The sequence below is a fragment of the Nocardiopsis tropica genome, assembly GCF_042660575.1.
GTDB lineage: Bacteria > Actinomycetota > Actinomycetes > Streptosporangiales > Streptosporangiaceae > Nocardiopsis > Nocardiopsis tropica.
This window is the reverse complement of sequence record NZ_JBHSUF010000012.1, coordinates 143,218-160,038: the sequence shown is the minus strand read 5'-3', so window position 1 is coordinate 160,038 and position 16,821 is coordinate 143,218. Positions and strand designations below refer to the sequence as shown.

At 73.1% G+C, this 16,821-nt stretch carries 16 protein-coding genes; 8 read left to right on the top strand and 8 right to left on the bottom strand.

The window, feature by feature from the left end; genetic code table 11:
- Nucleotides 1–242 precede the first annotated feature (242 nt).
- Both ACFQBR_RS20395 and ACFQBR_RS20390 read left to right on the top strand, forming a co-directional pair.
- Nucleotides 243–1,619: a sensor histidine kinase gene (locus ACFQBR_RS20395; RefSeq protein ID WP_344176622.1), complete on the top strand. Its 1,377-nt coding sequence runs from the start codon at nucleotides 243–245 to the stop codon at nucleotides 1,617–1,619.
- Complete coding sequence (locus ACFQBR_RS20390) at nucleotides 1,616–2,287, top strand: response regulator transcription factor (RefSeq protein ID WP_344176624.1); 672 nt, start codon at nucleotides 1,616–1,618, stop codon at nucleotides 2,285–2,287. The genes ACFQBR_RS20395 and ACFQBR_RS20390 overlap by 4 nt, the downstream gene beginning before the upstream one ends.
- An 81-nt stretch (nucleotides 2,288–2,368) precedes the next feature.
- Here ACFQBR_RS20390 and ACFQBR_RS20385 read toward each other — a convergent pair whose 3' ends face one another.
- The 8 genes from ACFQBR_RS20385 to ACFQBR_RS20350 all read right to left on the bottom strand — a co-directional run bounded on the left by ACFQBR_RS20385 (nucleotide 2,369) and on the right by ACFQBR_RS20350 (nucleotide 10,236).
- Nucleotides 2,369–3,022, bottom strand: a complete 654-nt coding sequence (locus ACFQBR_RS20385; RefSeq protein ID WP_267947766.1) for a bifunctional DNA primase/polymerase — start codon at nucleotides 3,020–3,022, stop codon at nucleotides 2,369–2,371.
- A gap of 94 nt (nucleotides 3,023–3,116) precedes the next feature.
- Nucleotides 3,117–4,115, bottom strand: a complete 999-nt coding sequence (hemB, locus tag ACFQBR_RS20380) for a porphobilinogen synthase (RefSeq protein ID WP_267947765.1) — start codon at nucleotides 4,113–4,115, stop codon at nucleotides 3,117–3,119.
- A gap of 156 nt (nucleotides 4,116–4,271) precedes the next feature.
- Nucleotides 4,272–5,960, bottom strand: a complete 1,689-nt coding sequence (locus tag ACFQBR_RS20375; protein ID WP_344176626.1) for a bifunctional uroporphyrinogen-III C-methyltransferase/uroporphyrinogen-III synthase — start codon at nucleotides 5,958–5,960, stop codon at nucleotides 4,272–4,274.
- Between the two features lie 106 nt (nucleotides 5,961–6,066).
- Nucleotides 6,067–7,029 (bottom strand): hydroxymethylbilane synthase, encoded by a 963-nt coding sequence (hemC, locus tag ACFQBR_RS20370; protein ID WP_344176628.1) that lies wholly within the window; start codon nucleotides 7,027–7,029, stop codon nucleotides 6,067–6,069.
- Entirely contained in the window at nucleotides 7,026–8,534 is a 1,509-nt protein-coding gene (locus ACFQBR_RS20365; RefSeq protein WP_267947762.1) for a glutamyl-tRNA reductase, read from the bottom strand. The genes hemC and ACFQBR_RS20365 overlap by 4 nt, the downstream gene beginning before the upstream one ends.
- A gap of 142 nt (nucleotides 8,535–8,676) precedes the next feature.
- Complete coding sequence (locus ACFQBR_RS20360; protein WP_267947761.1) at nucleotides 8,677–9,372, bottom strand: redox-sensing transcriptional repressor Rex; 696 nt, start codon at nucleotides 9,370–9,372, stop codon at nucleotides 8,677–8,679.
- A 305-nt stretch (nucleotides 9,373–9,677) separates the two neighbouring features.
- Nucleotides 9,678–9,944: a glutaredoxin family protein gene (locus ACFQBR_RS20355; protein WP_267947760.1), complete on the bottom strand. Its 267-nt coding sequence runs from the start codon at nucleotides 9,942–9,944 to the stop codon at nucleotides 9,678–9,680.
- A gap of 34 nt (nucleotides 9,945–9,978) precedes the next feature.
- Nucleotides 9,979–10,236 carry a MoaD/ThiS family protein gene (locus ACFQBR_RS20350; RefSeq protein WP_344176631.1) on the bottom strand — a complete coding sequence of 86 codons (258 nt, stop codon included), beginning with the start codon at nucleotides 10,234–10,236 and terminating at the stop codon, nucleotides 9,979–9,981.
- Nucleotides 10,237–10,345: 109 nt separating this feature from the next.
- On the opposite strand from ACFQBR_RS20350, the gene ACFQBR_RS20345 reads away from it, so the two are divergent.
- The 6 genes from ACFQBR_RS20345 (at nucleotide 10,346) to pstB (ending at nucleotide 16,814) form a co-directional block, all read left to right on the top strand.
- Complete coding sequence (locus ACFQBR_RS20345) at nucleotides 10,346–11,113, top strand: winged helix-turn-helix transcriptional regulator (RefSeq protein WP_267947758.1); 768 nt, start codon at nucleotides 10,346–10,348, stop codon at nucleotides 11,111–11,113.
- A gap of 274 nt (nucleotides 11,114–11,387) precedes the next feature.
- A complete protein-coding gene (locus ACFQBR_RS20340; protein WP_344176633.1) occupies nucleotides 11,388–12,407 on the top strand; it encodes a hypothetical protein in 1,020 nt (339 codons plus the stop codon).
- A gap of 205 nt (nucleotides 12,408–12,612) precedes the next feature.
- The gene (gene mshD / locus ACFQBR_RS20335; protein WP_344176635.1) at nucleotides 12,613–13,605 is read left to right on the top strand and encodes a mycothiol synthase; all 993 of its coding nucleotides are present in this window, start codon (nucleotides 12,613–12,615) and stop codon (nucleotides 13,603–13,605) included.
- Nucleotides 13,606–13,936: 331 nt separating this feature from the next.
- On the top strand, nucleotides 13,937–14,899 hold the full coding sequence (pstC, locus tag ACFQBR_RS20330) for a phosphate ABC transporter permease subunit PstC (protein ID WP_267947755.1): 963 nt from the start codon (nucleotides 13,937–13,939) through the stop codon (nucleotides 14,897–14,899).
- Entirely contained in the window at nucleotides 14,899–15,978 is a 1,080-nt protein-coding gene (gene pstA / locus ACFQBR_RS20325) for a phosphate ABC transporter permease PstA (RefSeq protein ID WP_267947754.1), read from the top strand. The genes pstC and pstA overlap by 1 nt, the downstream gene beginning before the upstream one ends.
- A gap of 56 nt (nucleotides 15,979–16,034) precedes the next feature.
- On the top strand, nucleotides 16,035–16,814 hold the full coding sequence (gene pstB / locus ACFQBR_RS20320; RefSeq protein ID WP_267947753.1) for a phosphate ABC transporter ATP-binding protein PstB: 780 nt from the start codon (nucleotides 16,035–16,037) through the stop codon (nucleotides 16,812–16,814).
- Nucleotides 16,815–16,821 lie beyond the last annotated feature (7 nt).

The following is a 16,821-nucleotide window of genomic DNA, read 5'->3' as shown; positions in this document are numbered from 1 at the left end:
CCGAGGGGGGAGGGGACTTTCCCGTGTTCGCCGAGGCCGTTCTCCCGCGCTTTTCCCCTCCGCCTCCTACCTTTCACGGAGAACATTAGGGAAAGGCGCGGAACGGCCGCATCGACCGTGCGGCACGGTGCGGTCATGGCGTTCTCCGCGTCCGGGGCATGCCGGAGGTCATGGCCGGAACGTGCTCCGGACATGACCCCGGGCCACTCCGCCCACCGTCGGGGCGTGGCTACGCTCGTGGGATGAACACGTCCGGTTCGCTCCCCGACCTGTCGGCCTGGGTCACCCTGTACAGGGACCGCCCGCCGCGCATGCTGCAGCTGCTGTTCTGGGGTGCGACGGGGATCGCGCTCGTGCTCCAGACCATGGGCCTCGTGTTCGACATGGGCCTGGCGGACGAGCCGCCCGCGCTGAGGGCCATGGTGTTCGCCAGCTTCGGCGCGGCGGTCGCCTCGTGCGCGCTGTGGCCGTTCCTCGCCTGGTCCGCGGACTCCCCTCCGCTGCGGCGGGCGGCCAGCGTGGTCTTCCTGGTGCTGACCGTGCTGTGCCTGATCACGAACAACTACACGATGTTCCTGCTGGTCTGCGTGGGGACGATGAACGCGGTGGCCGTGTTCGGCCTCCTCGGCGGGGTCGGCTACGGGGCCTCCGTCTTCGCGCTCAGCGTGGTGCTCGCCCTCTTCCTGCCCGGGGTGGTGCCGCTCTGGGCGGGGCTGGTGATGGGGACGAGCCTCCTCTTCATCGTGGCCGTGTCGGGCATGGCCTTCGTGGGGCTCGTCGTCGCCGGGGAGCGCGCCGAGCGCACCACGGCCCTCCTCGCCGAGCTGGAGGAGGCCCACGAGGACCTGCGCCTGCGCGCCGCCCGGGTACGGGAGCTGACCGTGGCCGAGGAGCGCGCGCGCATGTCCCGGGAGATGCACGACAGCACCGGCCACTACCTGACCGCGCTCGCCATGTCCCTGTCCAACGCGCTGCGCTTCCGCACCGCCCGTCCCGACCGGGCCTGGGGCGAGGTGGAACAGGCCAGGGAGCTGGCGGGCGAGGCCCTCACCGACACGCGCAGGTGGGTGCGCGCGCTGCGACCGCTGCGGCTGGAGGGGCGCGCGGGGGTGGCCGCCATGCGCGCGATGGCGGACTCGTTCGACGGCGGGGGCATCCGCATCGCCTTCACCGACGCCGGCGACTGGCCGGAGCTGTCGGAGGAGGCCGAGCTGGTCTGCTACCGCGCCCTCCAGGAGGGCCTGACCAACGCGATGCGCCACTCGGGCGCGGACCTGGTGGAGGTGGAGGTCGCGGCGGACCCCGCCGGGGTGGCGGTCACGGTGGCCGACAACGGCGCCGGGGCTCCGCAGGGGGCGGCGCTCGGCGGGTTCGGCCTGCGCGGGCTGGCGGAGCGGGTGGCCTCGGTCGGGGGCGCGTTGGAGGCCGGCGACGGGGGCGGGGCCGGCGCCCCTGGCACGGAGCAGGACACCGGGGGCGGCCGGGCCGGGGACCCGCTCCGGGAGGGCGCGGGGGAGGACACGGGGACGCGGCGGCAGGGCTTCCGGCTCCGGGTGTCCGTCCCCGCGCTGCGCACCGAACGGGAGACCGTCCCGACCACCGCTGGAGGCACCGCATGACCACCGTCTCGGTTCTGATCGTCGACGACCAGATCCTGCTGAGGCAGGGCCTGCGCAAGCTGCTGGAGATCGAGGAGGGCATCGACGTGGTCGGCGAGGCGGCGAACGGGGTCGAGGCCCTGGAGTTCCTGTCCTCGGCCGTCCCCCTCCCCGACGTGGCCCTCGTGGACGCCCGCATGCCCCTCATGGACGGGGTGACCCTCATCGGCCGCATGCGCGAGGAGTACCCGGGCGTCCCGGCCGTCGTGCTGACCACGTTCGACGACGACGAGCTGATCTTCGGCGGTCTGCGCGCCGGGGCCCGCGGCTACCTGCTCAAGGACGTTCCGCCGGAGGAGCTGGTCTCGGCGCTGCGCCGCGCCTCACGGGGGGAGACCGTCCTGGGCGGGCCCGCCGCCCAGCGGCTCGTCGCCGCCCTGGACCCGGCCCGGGCCCCCGGGGCGGGGCCCGCCACCGGGTCCGCCGCGCCCGCCGCGTCCCCGCTGTCGGAGCGCGAGGAGGAGGTGGCGAGGCTGGTGGGGACCGGGGCCACCAACCGTGAGATCGCGCGGACCCTGTTCATCACGGAGGGGACCGCGAAGAACCACGTCACCAGCATCCTGCGCAAGCTCGGCCTGCGGGACCGGACGCGGCTGGCGCTGTGGGTGCGCGAGCGCGGAGGGGCCTGATCCCGCCGCCCCGGGACGGCGGGGCGCCACGGCCCGGGGCCCCGTGCCCCGGGCCGCCGTGTCGGTGCCGGGCCGCGTGCGTCAGCCCGAGAACTCGGCGCTGGCGTCGGCGAGGATGCCGAGCACCGCGATCGGGTCGGGGAGCGGGACCGGTTCGCCCGCGTCGAGCGGTGTGCGGATCCAGGTGACCCGGCTGCCCGAGGGCAGCAGGGACGGCGCGCCGAGGACGAAGCTGTCCCGGCAGTGCCAGCGCAGGCCCGGCATCTCCTCGACGTCCTCGGGCACGCAGTCCAGGTGGCAGGACCACCACTCGTCCTCGTCGACCGGGGAGCGCGTGGCCACGAAGAACAGGTAGCGCGAGGAGTCGACCGCCGCGACAGGCCCGGCCGGGACGCCCGAGCGGCCCATCCGCGCCAGGGCCATCACGCCCGCCTCGCGCGGGACGTCGAACACGTCGAAGACCCGGCCGGTCGGCAGGATGACGTTGGCGTCCGGGGTGGCCGTCCACCAGCGCCGGAGGGTGGCGGCGTCGGTGCTGGCCTCCACCCCCCAGGCCATCGTGACCGGGTGCGCCGCCGGGTCCGGACAGCCCATCCGGTCGCAGCTGCACGCGCGGTCCTCGCCCGGCGCGGCGCCGCGCGCGACCGGCCAGCCCAGCCGCGCGTAGCGCAGGGCCGCGTCGAGCATGCTGTCCGTCGCATGTCGGCGCCTACGTCGGTACAGTACGTCGGCCATGGGGCCTCCCCGGTGGTCGTGCTCGGCTCAGGCGCGGCCTCGGTCCGGGGCCCCGCGCCCGGCGACCGCGACCGGGGCGAAAGGCCTGGTCGCGCTACCGCAGCAGGAGTGCCGCCTCGGTGGCCCAGTACGTGAGGACCTGCTCGGCCCCCGCCCGCCGGTACGAGGTCAGGGTCTCCACGATGGCCCGCTCGCGGTCGATCCAGCCGCGCTCCGCCGCCGCCTCGATCATCGCGTACTCACCGCTGACCTGGTAGGCCGACACGGGTACCGGGGACGCCTCCGCCACCTTGGCGACGATGTCGAGGTAGGCCAGGCCGGGTTTGACCATGACCATGTCGGCGCCCTCCGCGACGTCGAGGGCGACCTCGCGCAGGGCCTCGCGGACGTTGGCGGGGTCCTGCTGGTAGCCGGAGCGGTCGCCGAACTGCGGGGCGCCCTCGGCGGCCTCACGGAAGGGGCCGTAGAAGGACGACGCGTACTTGGCGGCGTAGGCCAGGATCGGCACCTGCCCGAACCCCGCGCGGTCCAGCCCGGCGCGGATGGCCGCGACCTGGCCGTCCATCATGCCGCTGGGCGCCACGACGGCCGCCCCCGCCTCCGCCTGTGCGGCGGCGACGGACGCGTAGCGCTCCAGGGTGAGGTCGTTGTCGACGTGCCCGCCGGTCTCCAGCGGCCCGCAGTGGCCGTGCGAGGTGTACTCGCACAGGCACAGGTCGGCCATGACCACGAGGTCGTCGCCGACCTCGGCCGCGAGGTCGCGCAGGGCCGCCTGGACGATCCCGTCGGGGTCGTCGGCGCCCGAGCCTCGCTCGTCCTTGTGCGCGGGGATGCCGAACAGCATGAGTCCGCCGACCCCGGCGGCGGCGGCCTCGTGGGCGGCCTTGCGCAGGCTGTCGCGCGTGTGCTGCACCTGGCCAGGCATCGAGGAGATCGCCACGGGTTCGGTGATCCCCTCCTTGACGAACATCGGCAGGACCAGGTTGCGCGGGAGCACCCGGGTCTCGGCGACCAGGCGACGCAGCGCCGGTCCACGGCGCAGGCGGCGGGGACGGGCGGCGGGGAAGGCGGCGTCGTTTCCGGATGCGGTCATTGCGGGCTCCCGTACGTGGGTTCGCGGGGTGGACGTGTGGTCTGGGCCCGGCCTCCCGGGGCCCCGCGCGTGCGGGGCGGACCGTGGACACCGTCGGGTCGGCACCCCCTGCGGCCGGGGGCACCGGCCTGCACGGCGTCCGACCGCGTGGGCGGTCTACAGTTTGCGTCGGCGTCCGCGGCGCTTCTGGCTGGGCTTGAGGACGGGCTTGCCGGACTCGACGGCTTCGCGGCTCCTGGCGGCACCGTACTCCGAGAGGGCCCGGGCGAGGGCCGAAACCGAGGCTTTGGGAGCCACCACGTCGACGCGCAGGCCGAACTCGACGGCGGTCCGCTCCGTCTCCGGGCCGATCACCGCGATGACGGTGGTGTTGTGCGGCTTGCCCGCGATCCCCACCAGGTTGCGCACCGTGGAGGAGGACGTGAACATGACCGCGTCGAAACCACCGCCCTTGATCGCCTCCCGGACGGGCGCGGGCGGGGGGGCGGCGCGCACCGTGCGGTAGGCGGTGACGTCGTCGGTCTCCCAGCCGAGGTCGGTCAGGCCCGCGACGAGGGTGTCGGTGGCGATGTCGGCGCGGGGCAGCAGGACCCGCTCGATCGGGTCGATCTCGTCGTCGTAGGGCGGCCACACCGACACCAGGCCGGCGCTGGACTGGGCGTCCTCCGGCGGTGTCAGGTCGGGCTGGATGCCGAACTCGCGCACAGCGTCGGCGGTGGCCTCCCCGACGACGGCGACCTTGACCCCGGCGAACGCGCGCGCGTCGAGGCCGTAGGACTCCAGGCGCTCGCGGATCGCCCTGACCGCGTTGACGGAGGTGAACGCCACCCACTGGTAGCGGCCGGTGACCAGCCCGCGGACGGCGCGCTCCATCTGCTGCGGGGTGCGCGGCGGCTCCACCGAGATGGTCGGCACCTCCTCCGGCACCGCGCCGTAACCGCGCAGCTGGTCGGACAGGGCCGCGGCCTGCTCCTTGGTGCGGGGCACCAGGACGCGCCAGCCGAAGAGCGGGCGCCCCTCGTACCAGGACAGCTCGGGCCTGCGCGCGGCGCCGGGTCCGACGATCATGAGCGCGGGCGCGGTGGCGTGGTGGTTCTTGGCGTCCTTGGCCTTCAGGTCGGCGACCAGGCGGGCCAGGGTCGAGGTGACCGTGGTCTGCCGGGTGGTCCCGCCCGCGCGCACGACGGAGACCGGGGTGCTCGCGGGCCGGCCGCCCGCGACGAGGGTCTTGCAGAGCACGTCGAGGCCGGGGCCTCGGTGTTCGGGCGGCTCCTCGGCGGGGGCGTCGCCGCCCATGATGACCAGGGTGGCGTCGCTCGCGGCGGCCTCGTTCCAGTCGACCTCGGCCTTGCCGTGCGGGCGGGCGTTGAGGATCCGCACCTCGGGGACGCCGTCGCCCATCAGCGGAAGGCCCGCGAACGTGGGGACGGAGGTGACGGCGGAGACGCCCGGGGCGACCTCGACCTCGACCCCGGCCTCCTCGCAGGCGGCGACGAGGTCGGCGCCGCGGCAGCCGAAGAACGGGTCGCCGGAGTACAGGCGCACGACCCGCTGCCCCTCGCGGGCGCGGGCGACGGCGAGGGCGTTGAGGTCTCCGCCGCACTCGTCGGCCTGGAGGACGGAGACGCCTTCGGAGCAGTGGGAGAGGAGTTCCTCGCGGAAGCCCGCCAGCTCCTCGGCGGCGGGCTCCCGCAGGGTGACGACCACGTCGGCGCGCCTCAACAGCTCGGCGCCGCGCAGGGTCAGCAGATCGGCGCCGCCCGGACCGGTCCCGACCAGGGCGACGTGCCCGGACCGGGCGGCGGCGCGGGGCTCCTCCGGCTGGGGGTTGGCGTTGGCGTTCACGTACTGGCTCCTCTGTGTGGTCGCCGGCGTCCCCGTGCGCGGAGTTCTCCGGGGCGCCGGCGGGTGCGGCGGGGTGCGGCCGAGGCGCCCCGCCGTCGACTCCTGGTCAGGGTGTGTCCCTCTCGGCGAAGGCCTCGGCGACGATCCGGTCGGCGCCCTCACCGATCATGCTGCGTGCCAGGTCGCGGCCGAGCGCGGTGGCGGCGGCCAGGTCACCGGTCGAGGCGAGGTCGGCGGTGCGCTCGCCGCGCACGGAGGCGGTGCCGTCGGTGGAGACGACGGCCGCGCGCAGGCGCAGGCTCCCCGTCCCGGCGTCGTACTCGGCGTAGGCGCCGACCGGGGCGGCGCACCCGGCCTCCAGCTCGGAGAGGACGGTGCGCTCGGCGGCGACGGCGACGCGGGTGGCGGGGTGGTCGACGGTGGCGAGGTAGGCGAGGTCGCCGTCGCGGCGCTCGGCCGAGCACTCCACGGCGAGGGCGCCCTGTCCGGGAGCGGGCAGCATCTGCTCCGGCTCGAAGACGTCGGTGACGTCGTCCATCCGGCCGACGCGGCCGAGGCCGGCGTAGGCGAGGACGACCGCGTCGAGCTCGCCGGAGGCGACCTTGCCCAGGCGCGTCTCGGCGTTTCCTCGGATGGGCAGGTAGGTGAGGTCCGGGCGGAGGGCCGCGAGCTGGGCGACCCGGCGCGGGGAGCCGGTGCCGACCCTGGCCCCGGCGGGCAGGTCGGCGAACGCGAGCCCGTCGCGGGCGCACAGGGCGTCGCGGGGGTCGTCGCGCTCGGGCACGGCGGCGAGGACGAGCCCGTCGGCGGGGGCCGTGGGCAGGTCCTTGAGGGAGTGGACGGCGAAGTCGATGGTGCCCGCGACGAGTTCGTCGCGCAGGGCGTTGACGAACACCCCGGTGCCGCCGAGCTGGGTCAGGTGGGCCTTGGTGACGTCGCCGAAGCTGGTGATCAGCTCCAGTTCGATGGCCTGGCCGGTGCGCTCGGTGATCGCGTCCGCGACCATCCGGGACTGGCTGGTCGCCATGGTGCTGCGACGCGTGCCGAGTTTGGCGGGAGTGCCGGTCATGCCTTCTCCTGTGCGGACCGCGCCGCGGTGCTGGGACCGCCGGAGGCGGTCAGCGCCTCCGGGGTCTTGGGGTCGAGGTCGAAGAGTTGCCGCAGGGCCGCCTCGTAGGACTCGCCGTCCGGCGCGGCGGCCAGTTCCTTGACGCGCACGGTGGGCCGGTGGAGGAGCTTGTCGGCGACCCGGCGCATCGCGCGGGTGATCTCCTCCCGCGTGCGGTCGTCGATGTCGTCGGGCAGGCGGCCGTGGAGTCTGGACAGCTCCGCCTCGACGACGTCCCTGGCCTGGGAGCGCAGGGCGACGACGGTGGGGGTGACCTGGTTCGCGCGGCGGACCGTGCGGAACTCGGTGACCTCCTCGTCGACGATCCCGCGTACGAGGGTGAGGGCGCTGGAGCGGTCGCCGCCCCCGCCGGCGGAGCCGGTGGCCGCGGCCAGGCGCAGGTCCTCGATGTCGACGAGGCGCACACCGGGCAGGTCGCGCACGGCGGGGTCGATGTCGCGGGGCAGCGCGAGGTCGAGGAAGACCAGGGGCCGGGTGCGGCCGGCCGTGGCCTCGGCGACGGCGTCGGCGGTCAGGACCAGGCCCTGGGCCCCGGTGCAGGAGATGACGAGGTCGACGTCGGCGAGGACCCCTGCGGCGTCCGCGAAGGGGACGGACCGGGAGCGGACGGTGTCGTAGGCCTCGGTGAGGCACTCGGCGAGCCGGGCGGCGCGCTCGGGCGTGCGGTTGGCGACGACGACGGTCGCGGCGCCCTGGCGGGAGACGGTGTTGGCCGACAGCGCGCTCATGGACCCCGCGCCGAGGACCAGGACGCGCAGGCCGGAGAGGGGCCCGCGGGAGGGCCGGGCGAGCCCGGGCCCGTCGCCGGTGTCGCCGGCCGACGCGGACATGGGGCAGCCCACGGGCGGGACCGCGCCCACGGCGGGGACCGTCCGGTCGGCGGTGGTCTCGTCCGCTCCGGTCGGGCCCAGGCCCAGGTCGCGGGCGGCGACGGTGAGGCCGAAGCTGACCATGTCGGCGCCCGCGTGGTCGAGGTGGGTCTCGGTGTGGGCGCGCTTGCCCACCCGCAGGGCCCTCTGGCCGAGGTCGTTGAGGACGCGGCCGACGGAACCGGTGTCCTGTCCCTCCTTGAGGGCGTCGCGCACCTGTCCGAGGATCTGGCCCTCGCCGACGACCATGGAGTCCAGGCCGCACGTGACCGAGAACAGGTGCTGGACGGCGCGGTCCTCGTAGTGCACGTAGAGGTGTTCGGAGAGTTCCCCGAGCGGGACCCCGCTGTGCCAGGAGAGGAGTTCGGTGATGGCCGCCACTCCGCCGTGGAAGGCCTCGACGTCGGCGTAGACCTCCGTCCGGTTGCAGGTGGAGACCACCATGACCTCGTTGACGGAGTCGGAGCCGACCATCTCCCCGACCGCCTTGGTGCGCGCCTCCCCGTTCAGCGCGACGCGTTCGAGCAGCGCCACCGGCGAACTCCGGTGGCTCAACCCCACGGCCAGGACACTCATCCGCATTCTCCTATGCAGGCACGACACAGCGTCTCTCTATGCTCCGGCACGTCGGCCGGCCCCCGTGGCCAGCCCCCCGGAACGCGGCGCACGCTCGCTCTTCGCCCACCGCTCCGACCGGCTTCTCCGGCCGGTACCCGTCTCATGTCAGTTCCAGTCCCGCCCGTTCCGCGGCACGGCCGTCGCCGTCCGCCCTGCGCTGCGCGTGGAAGGCGAGGATCTGGAGTTCGATGGACAAGTCGACCTTACGCACATCGACCCCGTCCGGCACATTGAGCACGACCGGCGCGAAGTTGAGGATGCTGCTCACCCCCGCCTCCACGAAGCGGGTGGCGACGCCCTGGGCCGAGGCCGCGGGCGTGGTGATGACTCCTATGGAAACGCCCTTGGAACGGACGACGTCCTCCAGGTTGTCAATATGCCTCACGTCCAGGGACGCCACGCTCTGCCCGACCATCTCGGGGTCGGCGTCGAGGAGGGCCGCTATGCGGAAGCCGCGGGTGCCGAAACCCCCGTAGTTGGCCAGTGCGCGGCCGAGGTTGCCGATGCCGACGATGGCCACGGCCCAGTCCTGGGTGAGACCAAGCTCACGCGAGATCTGATAGACGAGGTACTGGACCTCGTAGCCCACCCCGCGGGTCCCGTAGGAGCCGAGGTGGGACAGGTCCTTGCGGAGTTTCGCGGAGTTGACGCCGGCGGCGGAGGCGAGGTCCTCGGAGGAGACGGTGAGGGTGCCGCGGTCCTGGAGGGACTGGAGCGCGCGCAGGTAGACGGGGAGCCGGGCGACGGTGGCCTCCGGGATACCCCTCTCCCGGGGCCGTGGTGGACGACTGATCACAGGCGGGCGCTCCTGAGCGGCGGTCGGTGCGGACGGGGCACGGGGGCGGGTGCGGGTGCGCGGCCGGGTCCCGGGATACGCGCGAGTGTGCTCCCGACGGGGGCTGTGGACCTAGATTACGTGCTTGTGAAAGCACGCACAAAGTGGGGCCCGCTGTGACTCCGTGATCAGAAGTTCCCATGCGCGGGGTTCTCCGGGAACCCTCGGAAAAAGGAGGGAGCACGCTCACCGATTCAGGACAGCCGGAATGGCACGGGCGGGGGTATTCGCGGACGAAACCGCTCAGCCCCCGGAGAATCCGCCCTTCAGCCGCCGAGCGCCGAGCGCAGCCGGTCCTCCCGGACACGCCAGAAGTCGTGGCGCCTCCCGTCCACGAACGTGACCGGGATCTTGTCCCAGTACTCCTCGCGGTCGGCCTCGTCCACCCCGTCGAGGTCCACCTCCGCACGGCTCGCCCCGACCTCGTCCGCGACGGCGCCGATGGTCCGCCACGCGTCCTCGCACAGGTGGCACCCCGCCCTGCCGAGCATCACCACGCGCGCACGCCCAGCCCATTCGGGGATTTCCGTCATGTTTCCTCCTGATTGCGTCTGATTCCGGAACATCTCAGCCGCCGGCGAAGGGCGGTAGGACCTCGATCACAGTCCCGTCGGCGACCGCGACCGCGCCATGGGGCCGCGCTCCCACGGGCCGCTCGTCCACCAGGAGCGACGAAGCCCCGAGTACGCGCAGGAAGCGGTCGTCGGGGTGCAGACGACACGCCGCTTCGAGCACTTCGGCCAGAGTGTCCGCCTCCACGTCCTCCTGCGCTGTTCCGGCCGCTTCCTTGGCCGCTGCCCAGTACCTGATAGTGCACTTCGCCATCTGTTGATTATCCTTGGTGTTGCTCGGAGGCGACGTATTAGACAAATCTTCACCGGGGGCAATGGCGCCTTCGATCGTCCGCATAGCGCGGGTTGACGAGAAGAGACGCATGAGCCATCTGCTGCTGTTGACGAACTCCAACGAACCGTCCGACCACGTGCTGCCGGCCCTCGGACTCCTCCTGCACTCCGTGCGGGTGGCTCCCGCGGAGGCCGGAGCCCTGCTGGCGTCAGGAGTGAGCGGCAACTCGAACTCGCCCGTCGACGCCATTCTGGTCGACGCCCGTACCGACCTCGCCGCGGCCAGGAACTTCTGCCGCCTGCTCGACACCACGGGGCTGGACTGCCCGCTGCTCGTCGTCCTCACCGAGGGCGGCGTCGCGGCGCTCACACCCGACTGGCAGGTCCACGACTTCATCCTGACCTCCGCCGGCCCGGCGGAGGTCGAGGCACGGCTCCGTCTGGCCGTCGGCTCCGCCGAGGCCGGGACCGACGACCCCGACGAGATCCGCCGGGGCGACCTCGTGATCGACGAGGCCACCTACATCGCACGACTGAGGGGACGCATCCTCGACCTCACCTTCAAGGAGTTCGAGCTCCTCAAGTTCCTGGCGCAGCACCCCGGCCGGGTGTTCACCCGGGCCCAGCTCCTCCAGGAGGTATGGGGCTACGACTACTTCGGCGGCACCCGGACCATCGACGTCCACGTCCGGCGCCTGCGCGCCAAGCTCGGCTCGGAGTACGAGTCGCTGATCGGCACCGTGCGCAACGTCGGGTACAGGTTCGTCCCCGACCCGGTCGCCAAGGCGCCCGTGCCGCCGCCCGAGGCGGCGGACCCGCTGCCCGCGGCCCGGACCGCCGAGCCCAGCACCAAGTAGCCCCGCACAGGAGGGCCGGGACACCACGACCGTGAGCACTCCGGGGCGCCGCGCACCAGCGCACGGCGCCCCGGGGTCGTCCGCGCACCGCGCGCGGAGAACCCGGCCGGACCGATGACATAACGGCATCACCCGGACACTCGTCTTCCGTGGCCGCAGGTCCTAAGATCGTGGGGCACCCGAACCCCGGGGTCGGTCAGGCGCGGCGAGCTCCTCGCGGCCGGGTGCGGCCGAAGCAGCCTTGGCGCGCCACCCTGAGGAGTGAATCGCCCCGATGCCCCTGAACGCCGCGAGTTCCCCGCCCTCCCACCGCCGCCGTACGGGTGTCGTCCTCGGCGCCGTCTTCGTCGGTTCCGGCCTCGTCGCCGTGATGTCACCGGCGTACGCGGACCAGACCGGTTCCGAGAGCCCCTCCCCCGCCCCCGTCCCCTCCGCCGTCGTCGCCTTCGAGAACAGCGCCAGCGAGGTCGAGCCGGGCAGGCCCGCCCCTCCCAACGCGGTCACCGCCGTCAACACCGGCGGCCTCGCCGTCTGCCTGCTCGACCTGGAGGTGCGGGGCGAGGACTTCACCTCCTCCGGGTTCGCCCTGCAGGAGGTGGCGCCCGGGGCGGAGGCGTCCGCGGGCGTCGTCACCGGCTCGCCCCGCCGGTCGACCGACGTCGTCGCGACCCTGACCTACGCGCTCGCCGAGGAGGGCGCGGACTGCTCCGTCCTGGAGCCCTCGGTCACCCACACCGTCTCCACCGGGACGTGGTCGGTGTCCATGGCCAAGCCGGACCCCTCGCCCTCCCCCACCGGCGGGCCCACCGGGACTCCCACCGAGACACCCACCGGAACGCCCACCGAGGAACCGACCCGCACCCCGTCGGACCCGCCTTCGAGCTCCGACCCGGCCCCCACCCGGTCTCCCGGTGGCGGTGGCGGTGGCGACGGCCGCGACCGCGACCGCGGCTCCAGCAGCCCGACGGCGAGCCCCGGTACCCCCCGCGGCGGCGTGGGCGACGTGCCCACCACCGGCGCCGAGATCCCGACCCTGCCGCGCAACGACGCCGACCTGCCCGAGGTCGCCCCCGGCTCCGAGGACCTCGCCGAGCTGCCGCTGGTGTCCCCCCCGTCCGACGACGACCTCGGCGGGACGGAGGTGGCCGCGGACCACGGCGACATGGGGCCGAACATGGCTCCGGCGGTGCTGCTCGCGGCGCTCCTCCTCGCGCTCCTGCTCGCCGCGCCGCTCGCTCCCGTGCGCCGCGTCCGCATCGGCGGCGGATACCAGGGCAAGCGCCGCAAGGGGTGACCCCGCGGACCGCGTGGGTCCCCTTCACGCCGGGAGGCGCCGGAAGCGTCCCGGGCCCCGGCGCGCCGTTCCGGGCCCGCGCCGCCGGAACAGGAGCGCGCCACGCGGCCCACATCCCGGGTTCCGAGCCGCTGAACAGGACAAAAGCCTCCCTATGCGAGGTTGACGGAACCTTTATGGGCGTCCCGTCGTAGGCTTTCCGTCCATGAGCACCCCGCTAGTCACCGATGACCTGGCCTCCGGCCTCGCCGACCAGGTCCTGGCACTCTCCGAGTCCGCCCGCCGCGCGGACGGCGTCGCTCCGCTGTCCGAGCACACCCTGCTGCGCGTCCGCCACGGCGCGCCCTCCGGGAGCAGCCGCTTCCACGTCGTCACCGAGGACGGCCGCGTGGTCGGTTTCGCGTTCGTCGAGCGGGTCCCCGGCGAACCCGACTCCGGCGAGGTCGTCGTCGGCCCCGAGTACCGGGACCGCGGACACGGCACGGCCCTGCTCCGCTCCGTCGACCGGGACGCGGGCCCTCGGGGGGTCCGGGTGTGGGCCCACGGACGCACCCCGCAGGCCGTCTCGGTCGCGGAGGGCGACGGCTGGACCGCCGTCCGCTCCCTGTACAAGATGCGGATGCCGCTGCGCGACATCGCGGCCGACGAGGCCGGGGGCCCCTGGGCGGCGCCCGAACTCCCCGAACCCGCGCTCCGGCCCGACGTGGCCGCCGCCGTGCGGGTGCGGGAGTTCGTCGTGGGCCAGGACGAGGAGGCGTGGCTGGCCGCCAACGCGCTCGCGTTCGCCGACCACCCCGAGCAGGGCCAGCTCACCCTGGACGACCTGCTCCAGCGCGAGGTCGAGGACTGGTTCGACCCGCGCGGCTTCTTCCTCGCCACCACCAAGGAGGGGAAGGTCGCCGCGTTCCACTGGACCAAGACCCACGCCGACGGCGCCGGGCTCACCGACGGCGAGCCCGTCGGCGAGGTCTACGCGGTGGGAGTGGCCCCGTCATGGCAGGGCAGCGGCCTGGGGAGAGCCCTGACCCTGGCCGGTCTGCGGCACCTGCGCGACGCCGGCCTGCCGTGGGTCCACCTCTACGTGGACGGTGACAACGAGGCCGCGGTGCGCCTGTACGAGTCGCTCGGGTTCGGCATGTGGGACACCGACGTCATGTACGCGCCGCCCGCCACCGGTGACCGGCGGCCTCCCGCCTGAGTGCGGCTGATCACATTCACCGGGCAATCGCCCTTCCGCCACGGTAGTGCGACGCCTCGTTCACCCCACGTTCACCTTCTCTGGGACAACTGGTCACCTCCTACGCCTACCTTCACAATCGGCGCGGAACGACCATTTCGCGCACGGTGGACGTGAGACCGCGGCCGCCGGACGGCCAGGAGCGGGCACGGCGCCCCCGGCGGGGACGACCCCGCGCGGGGAGCGGCGGAACCGCCCGGAACAACGAGAACAGGCGCACACGGGGGTGTCCGGTGCACACCGCGCCACCCCGGCGACCCGCACTGCAACCCTTCCGAACCGGAGCCAATCCATGACGACCACGGACGCGCCCAAGGCGGCACCCCCGCCCACGGGCAAGCGCCGGATGGGCGACGTCGTTTTCGCCGGCACCGCCCGAGGCTCGGGCATCCTGATCCTGCTGATCCTCGCCGGCGTCGCCGCCTTCCTGATCGTTCAGGCCTGGCCGTCCCTGGCCGCCAACACCGCGAACTTCCTGACCTCCCAGGAATGGGAGGCCAACGTCCGCGAGTCGCCCGCGTTCGGCGTGGGCGCGCTGGCGTTCGGCACCGTGCTCGCCGCCGCGATCGCGCTCCTCCTGGCCACCCCGGTCGCGATCGGCATCGCGCTCTTCATCGTCTACTACGCGCCCCGCAGGCTGGCGTCCCTGCTCGGCTACCTGGTCGACCTGCTCGCCGCCATCCCCAGCGTCGTCTACGGCCTGTGGGGCATCGGCTTCCTGGCCCCCCAGCTCGTGCCCGTGTACGAGGGCATGACCCGCTACCTCGGCTGGATCCCCCTCTTCGCGGGCCCCGCCTCCACGTCGGCGCGCACCATCCTGACCGCCGGCGTCGTCCTGGCCGTGATGATCCTGCCGATCATCACCGCGATGTCCCGCGACGTCTTCCACCAGGTGCCCCAGGGGCACCGCGAGGCCGCGCTCGCCATGGGCGCCACCCGCTGGGAGATGATCCGCCTCGCCGTCCTGCCGTTCGGCAAGTCCGGCATCGTCGGCGGCGCCATGCTCGGCATGGGGCGCGCCCTCGGCGAGACCATGGCCGTCGCCATGATCCTCTCCCCCTCCCTCGCCGTCTCCTGGAACCTCCTCCAGAGCGGCAACCAGACCATCGCCGGGCACATCGCGCTCCAGTACCCCGAGGCCACCGGTTACGGCGTGTCCGCGCTGATCGCCGCCGGACTGGTGCTGTTCGCGATCACCCTGGTTGTCAACATGGGCGCACGCTACGTCGTGGCGCGTGGGAACAAGGAGTCCTGATGAGCCTGACGACCACGCCGCCGCCCGGGCCCGGGATGAGCGCCACCGCCAACGACCTGCGCCGCGGTTCCCTGCCCCACCACTTCCCGGCCCTGCTGCTGGCCGCGACCGCCGCCGTCGTGGCGGGGGTCCTGCTGGCCTTCTCCTCCTTCGGGTTCGTCCTGTGGGGGCTGCTCACCGCCGTCGCGTACACGGTGATCGTCGTGACCGCGTCCGCCCGGGTCGAGGGCGGCCGCAAGGCCAGGGACCGCCTGGTCACCTCGCTCGTCTACGGCTGCTTCCTGCTCGCGATGCTGCCGCTGGTGTCCGTGCTGTGGACCGTGCTCGGCAACGGCCTCGCCCGGTTCGACCCCTACTTCCTGTCGGTCTCCATGAACGGCGTCCTGCCGAGCATGGACGCGGGCGGCGCCTACCACGCGATCGTGGGCACCCTCGCGATCACCGGCATGGCCACGCTCATCTCGGTGCCGATCGGCGTCATGACCGCCGTGTACCTGGTCGAGTACGCCGAGGGCCGCATGAAGCGGACCATCATGTTCTTCGTCGACGTCATGACCGGCATCCCGTCGATCGTCGCCGGTCTGTTCGTCGTGGCGCTGTGGATCATCCTCTTCGGACCGGGCGCGACCAACGGCGCCGCGGGCGCGATCTCGCTCGCCGTGCTGATGATCCCGGTCGTGGTCCGCTCCAGCGAGGAGATGCTGCGGCTGGTGCCCCAGGACCTGCGCGAGGCCTCGTACGCCCTCGGCGTCCCCAAGTGGCGGACCATCACCAAGGTGGTGCTCCCCACCTCGGCCGCCGGGCTGACCACAGGAATCATGCTCGCCATCGCGCGTGTTATCGGAGAGACGGCGCCCCTGATCCTCACCGCGGGATCGTCGGCGGTGTCCATCAACTGGAACCTGTTCGACGGGCAGATGATGAGCCTTCCGGTGTTCATCTACTCCCAGGTCCGCATGGGCGGCGCCGTCAACTACGAGAGGGCCTGGGCCGCGGCGCTGACGCTGATCCTTGTGGTCATGCTGCTGTTCTTCCTGGCCCGCATGATCGGCCGCCTGTTCGCGCCGAAGGCCCGTTGATCCCTACACCCACCGCCCACGTCCCGCGCGTGGAGCAGACTCACGAGGAATTTCCAGTGGCGAAACGAATCGACGTCTCCGGCCTCAACGTCTACTACGGCGACTTCAAGGCCGTCGAGGACGTGTCGATGACCATCGAGCCGCGGTCGGTGACGGCGTTCATCGGGTCGTCCGGCTGCGGCAAGTCCACCTTCCTGCGGACCCTCAACCGGATGCACGAGGTCACCCCGGGCGCCCGGGCCGAGGGCAAGGTCCTCCTGGACGACCTGGACGTCTACGGCCCCGACGTGGACCCGGTCATGGTGCGCAGCGAGGTCGGCATGGTCTTCCAGAAGGCCAACCCGTTCCCGACCATGTCGATCTACGACAACGTCATCGCCGGCGCCCGCCTCAACAACCGCCGGATGAGCCGCTCCGAGGCCGACGAGCTGGTGGAGCGGTCGCTGCGCGGCGCCAACCTCTGGGAGGAGGTCAAGGACCGGCTGAACAAGCCCGGTTCCGGCCTCTCCGGCGGCCAGCAGCAGCGCCTGTGCATCGCCCGCGCGACGGCCGTGAAGCCGTCCGTGCTGCTGATGGACGAGCCGTGCTCCGCCCTGGACCCGATCTCGACCCTGGCGATCGAGGACCTCATTCACCAGCTGAAGGAGGACTACACGATCGTCATCGTCACCCACAACATGCAGCAGGCGGCGCGCGTGTCCGACCGGACCGCGTTCTTCAACCTGTCGGCCCCGGGCAAGCCGGGCAGGCTCGTCGAGATGGGCGAGACCAACCAGATGTTCACCCGGCCGGAGAAGAAGGAGACCGAGAACTATATCACTGGGCGTTTCGGCTAGAAAGAAA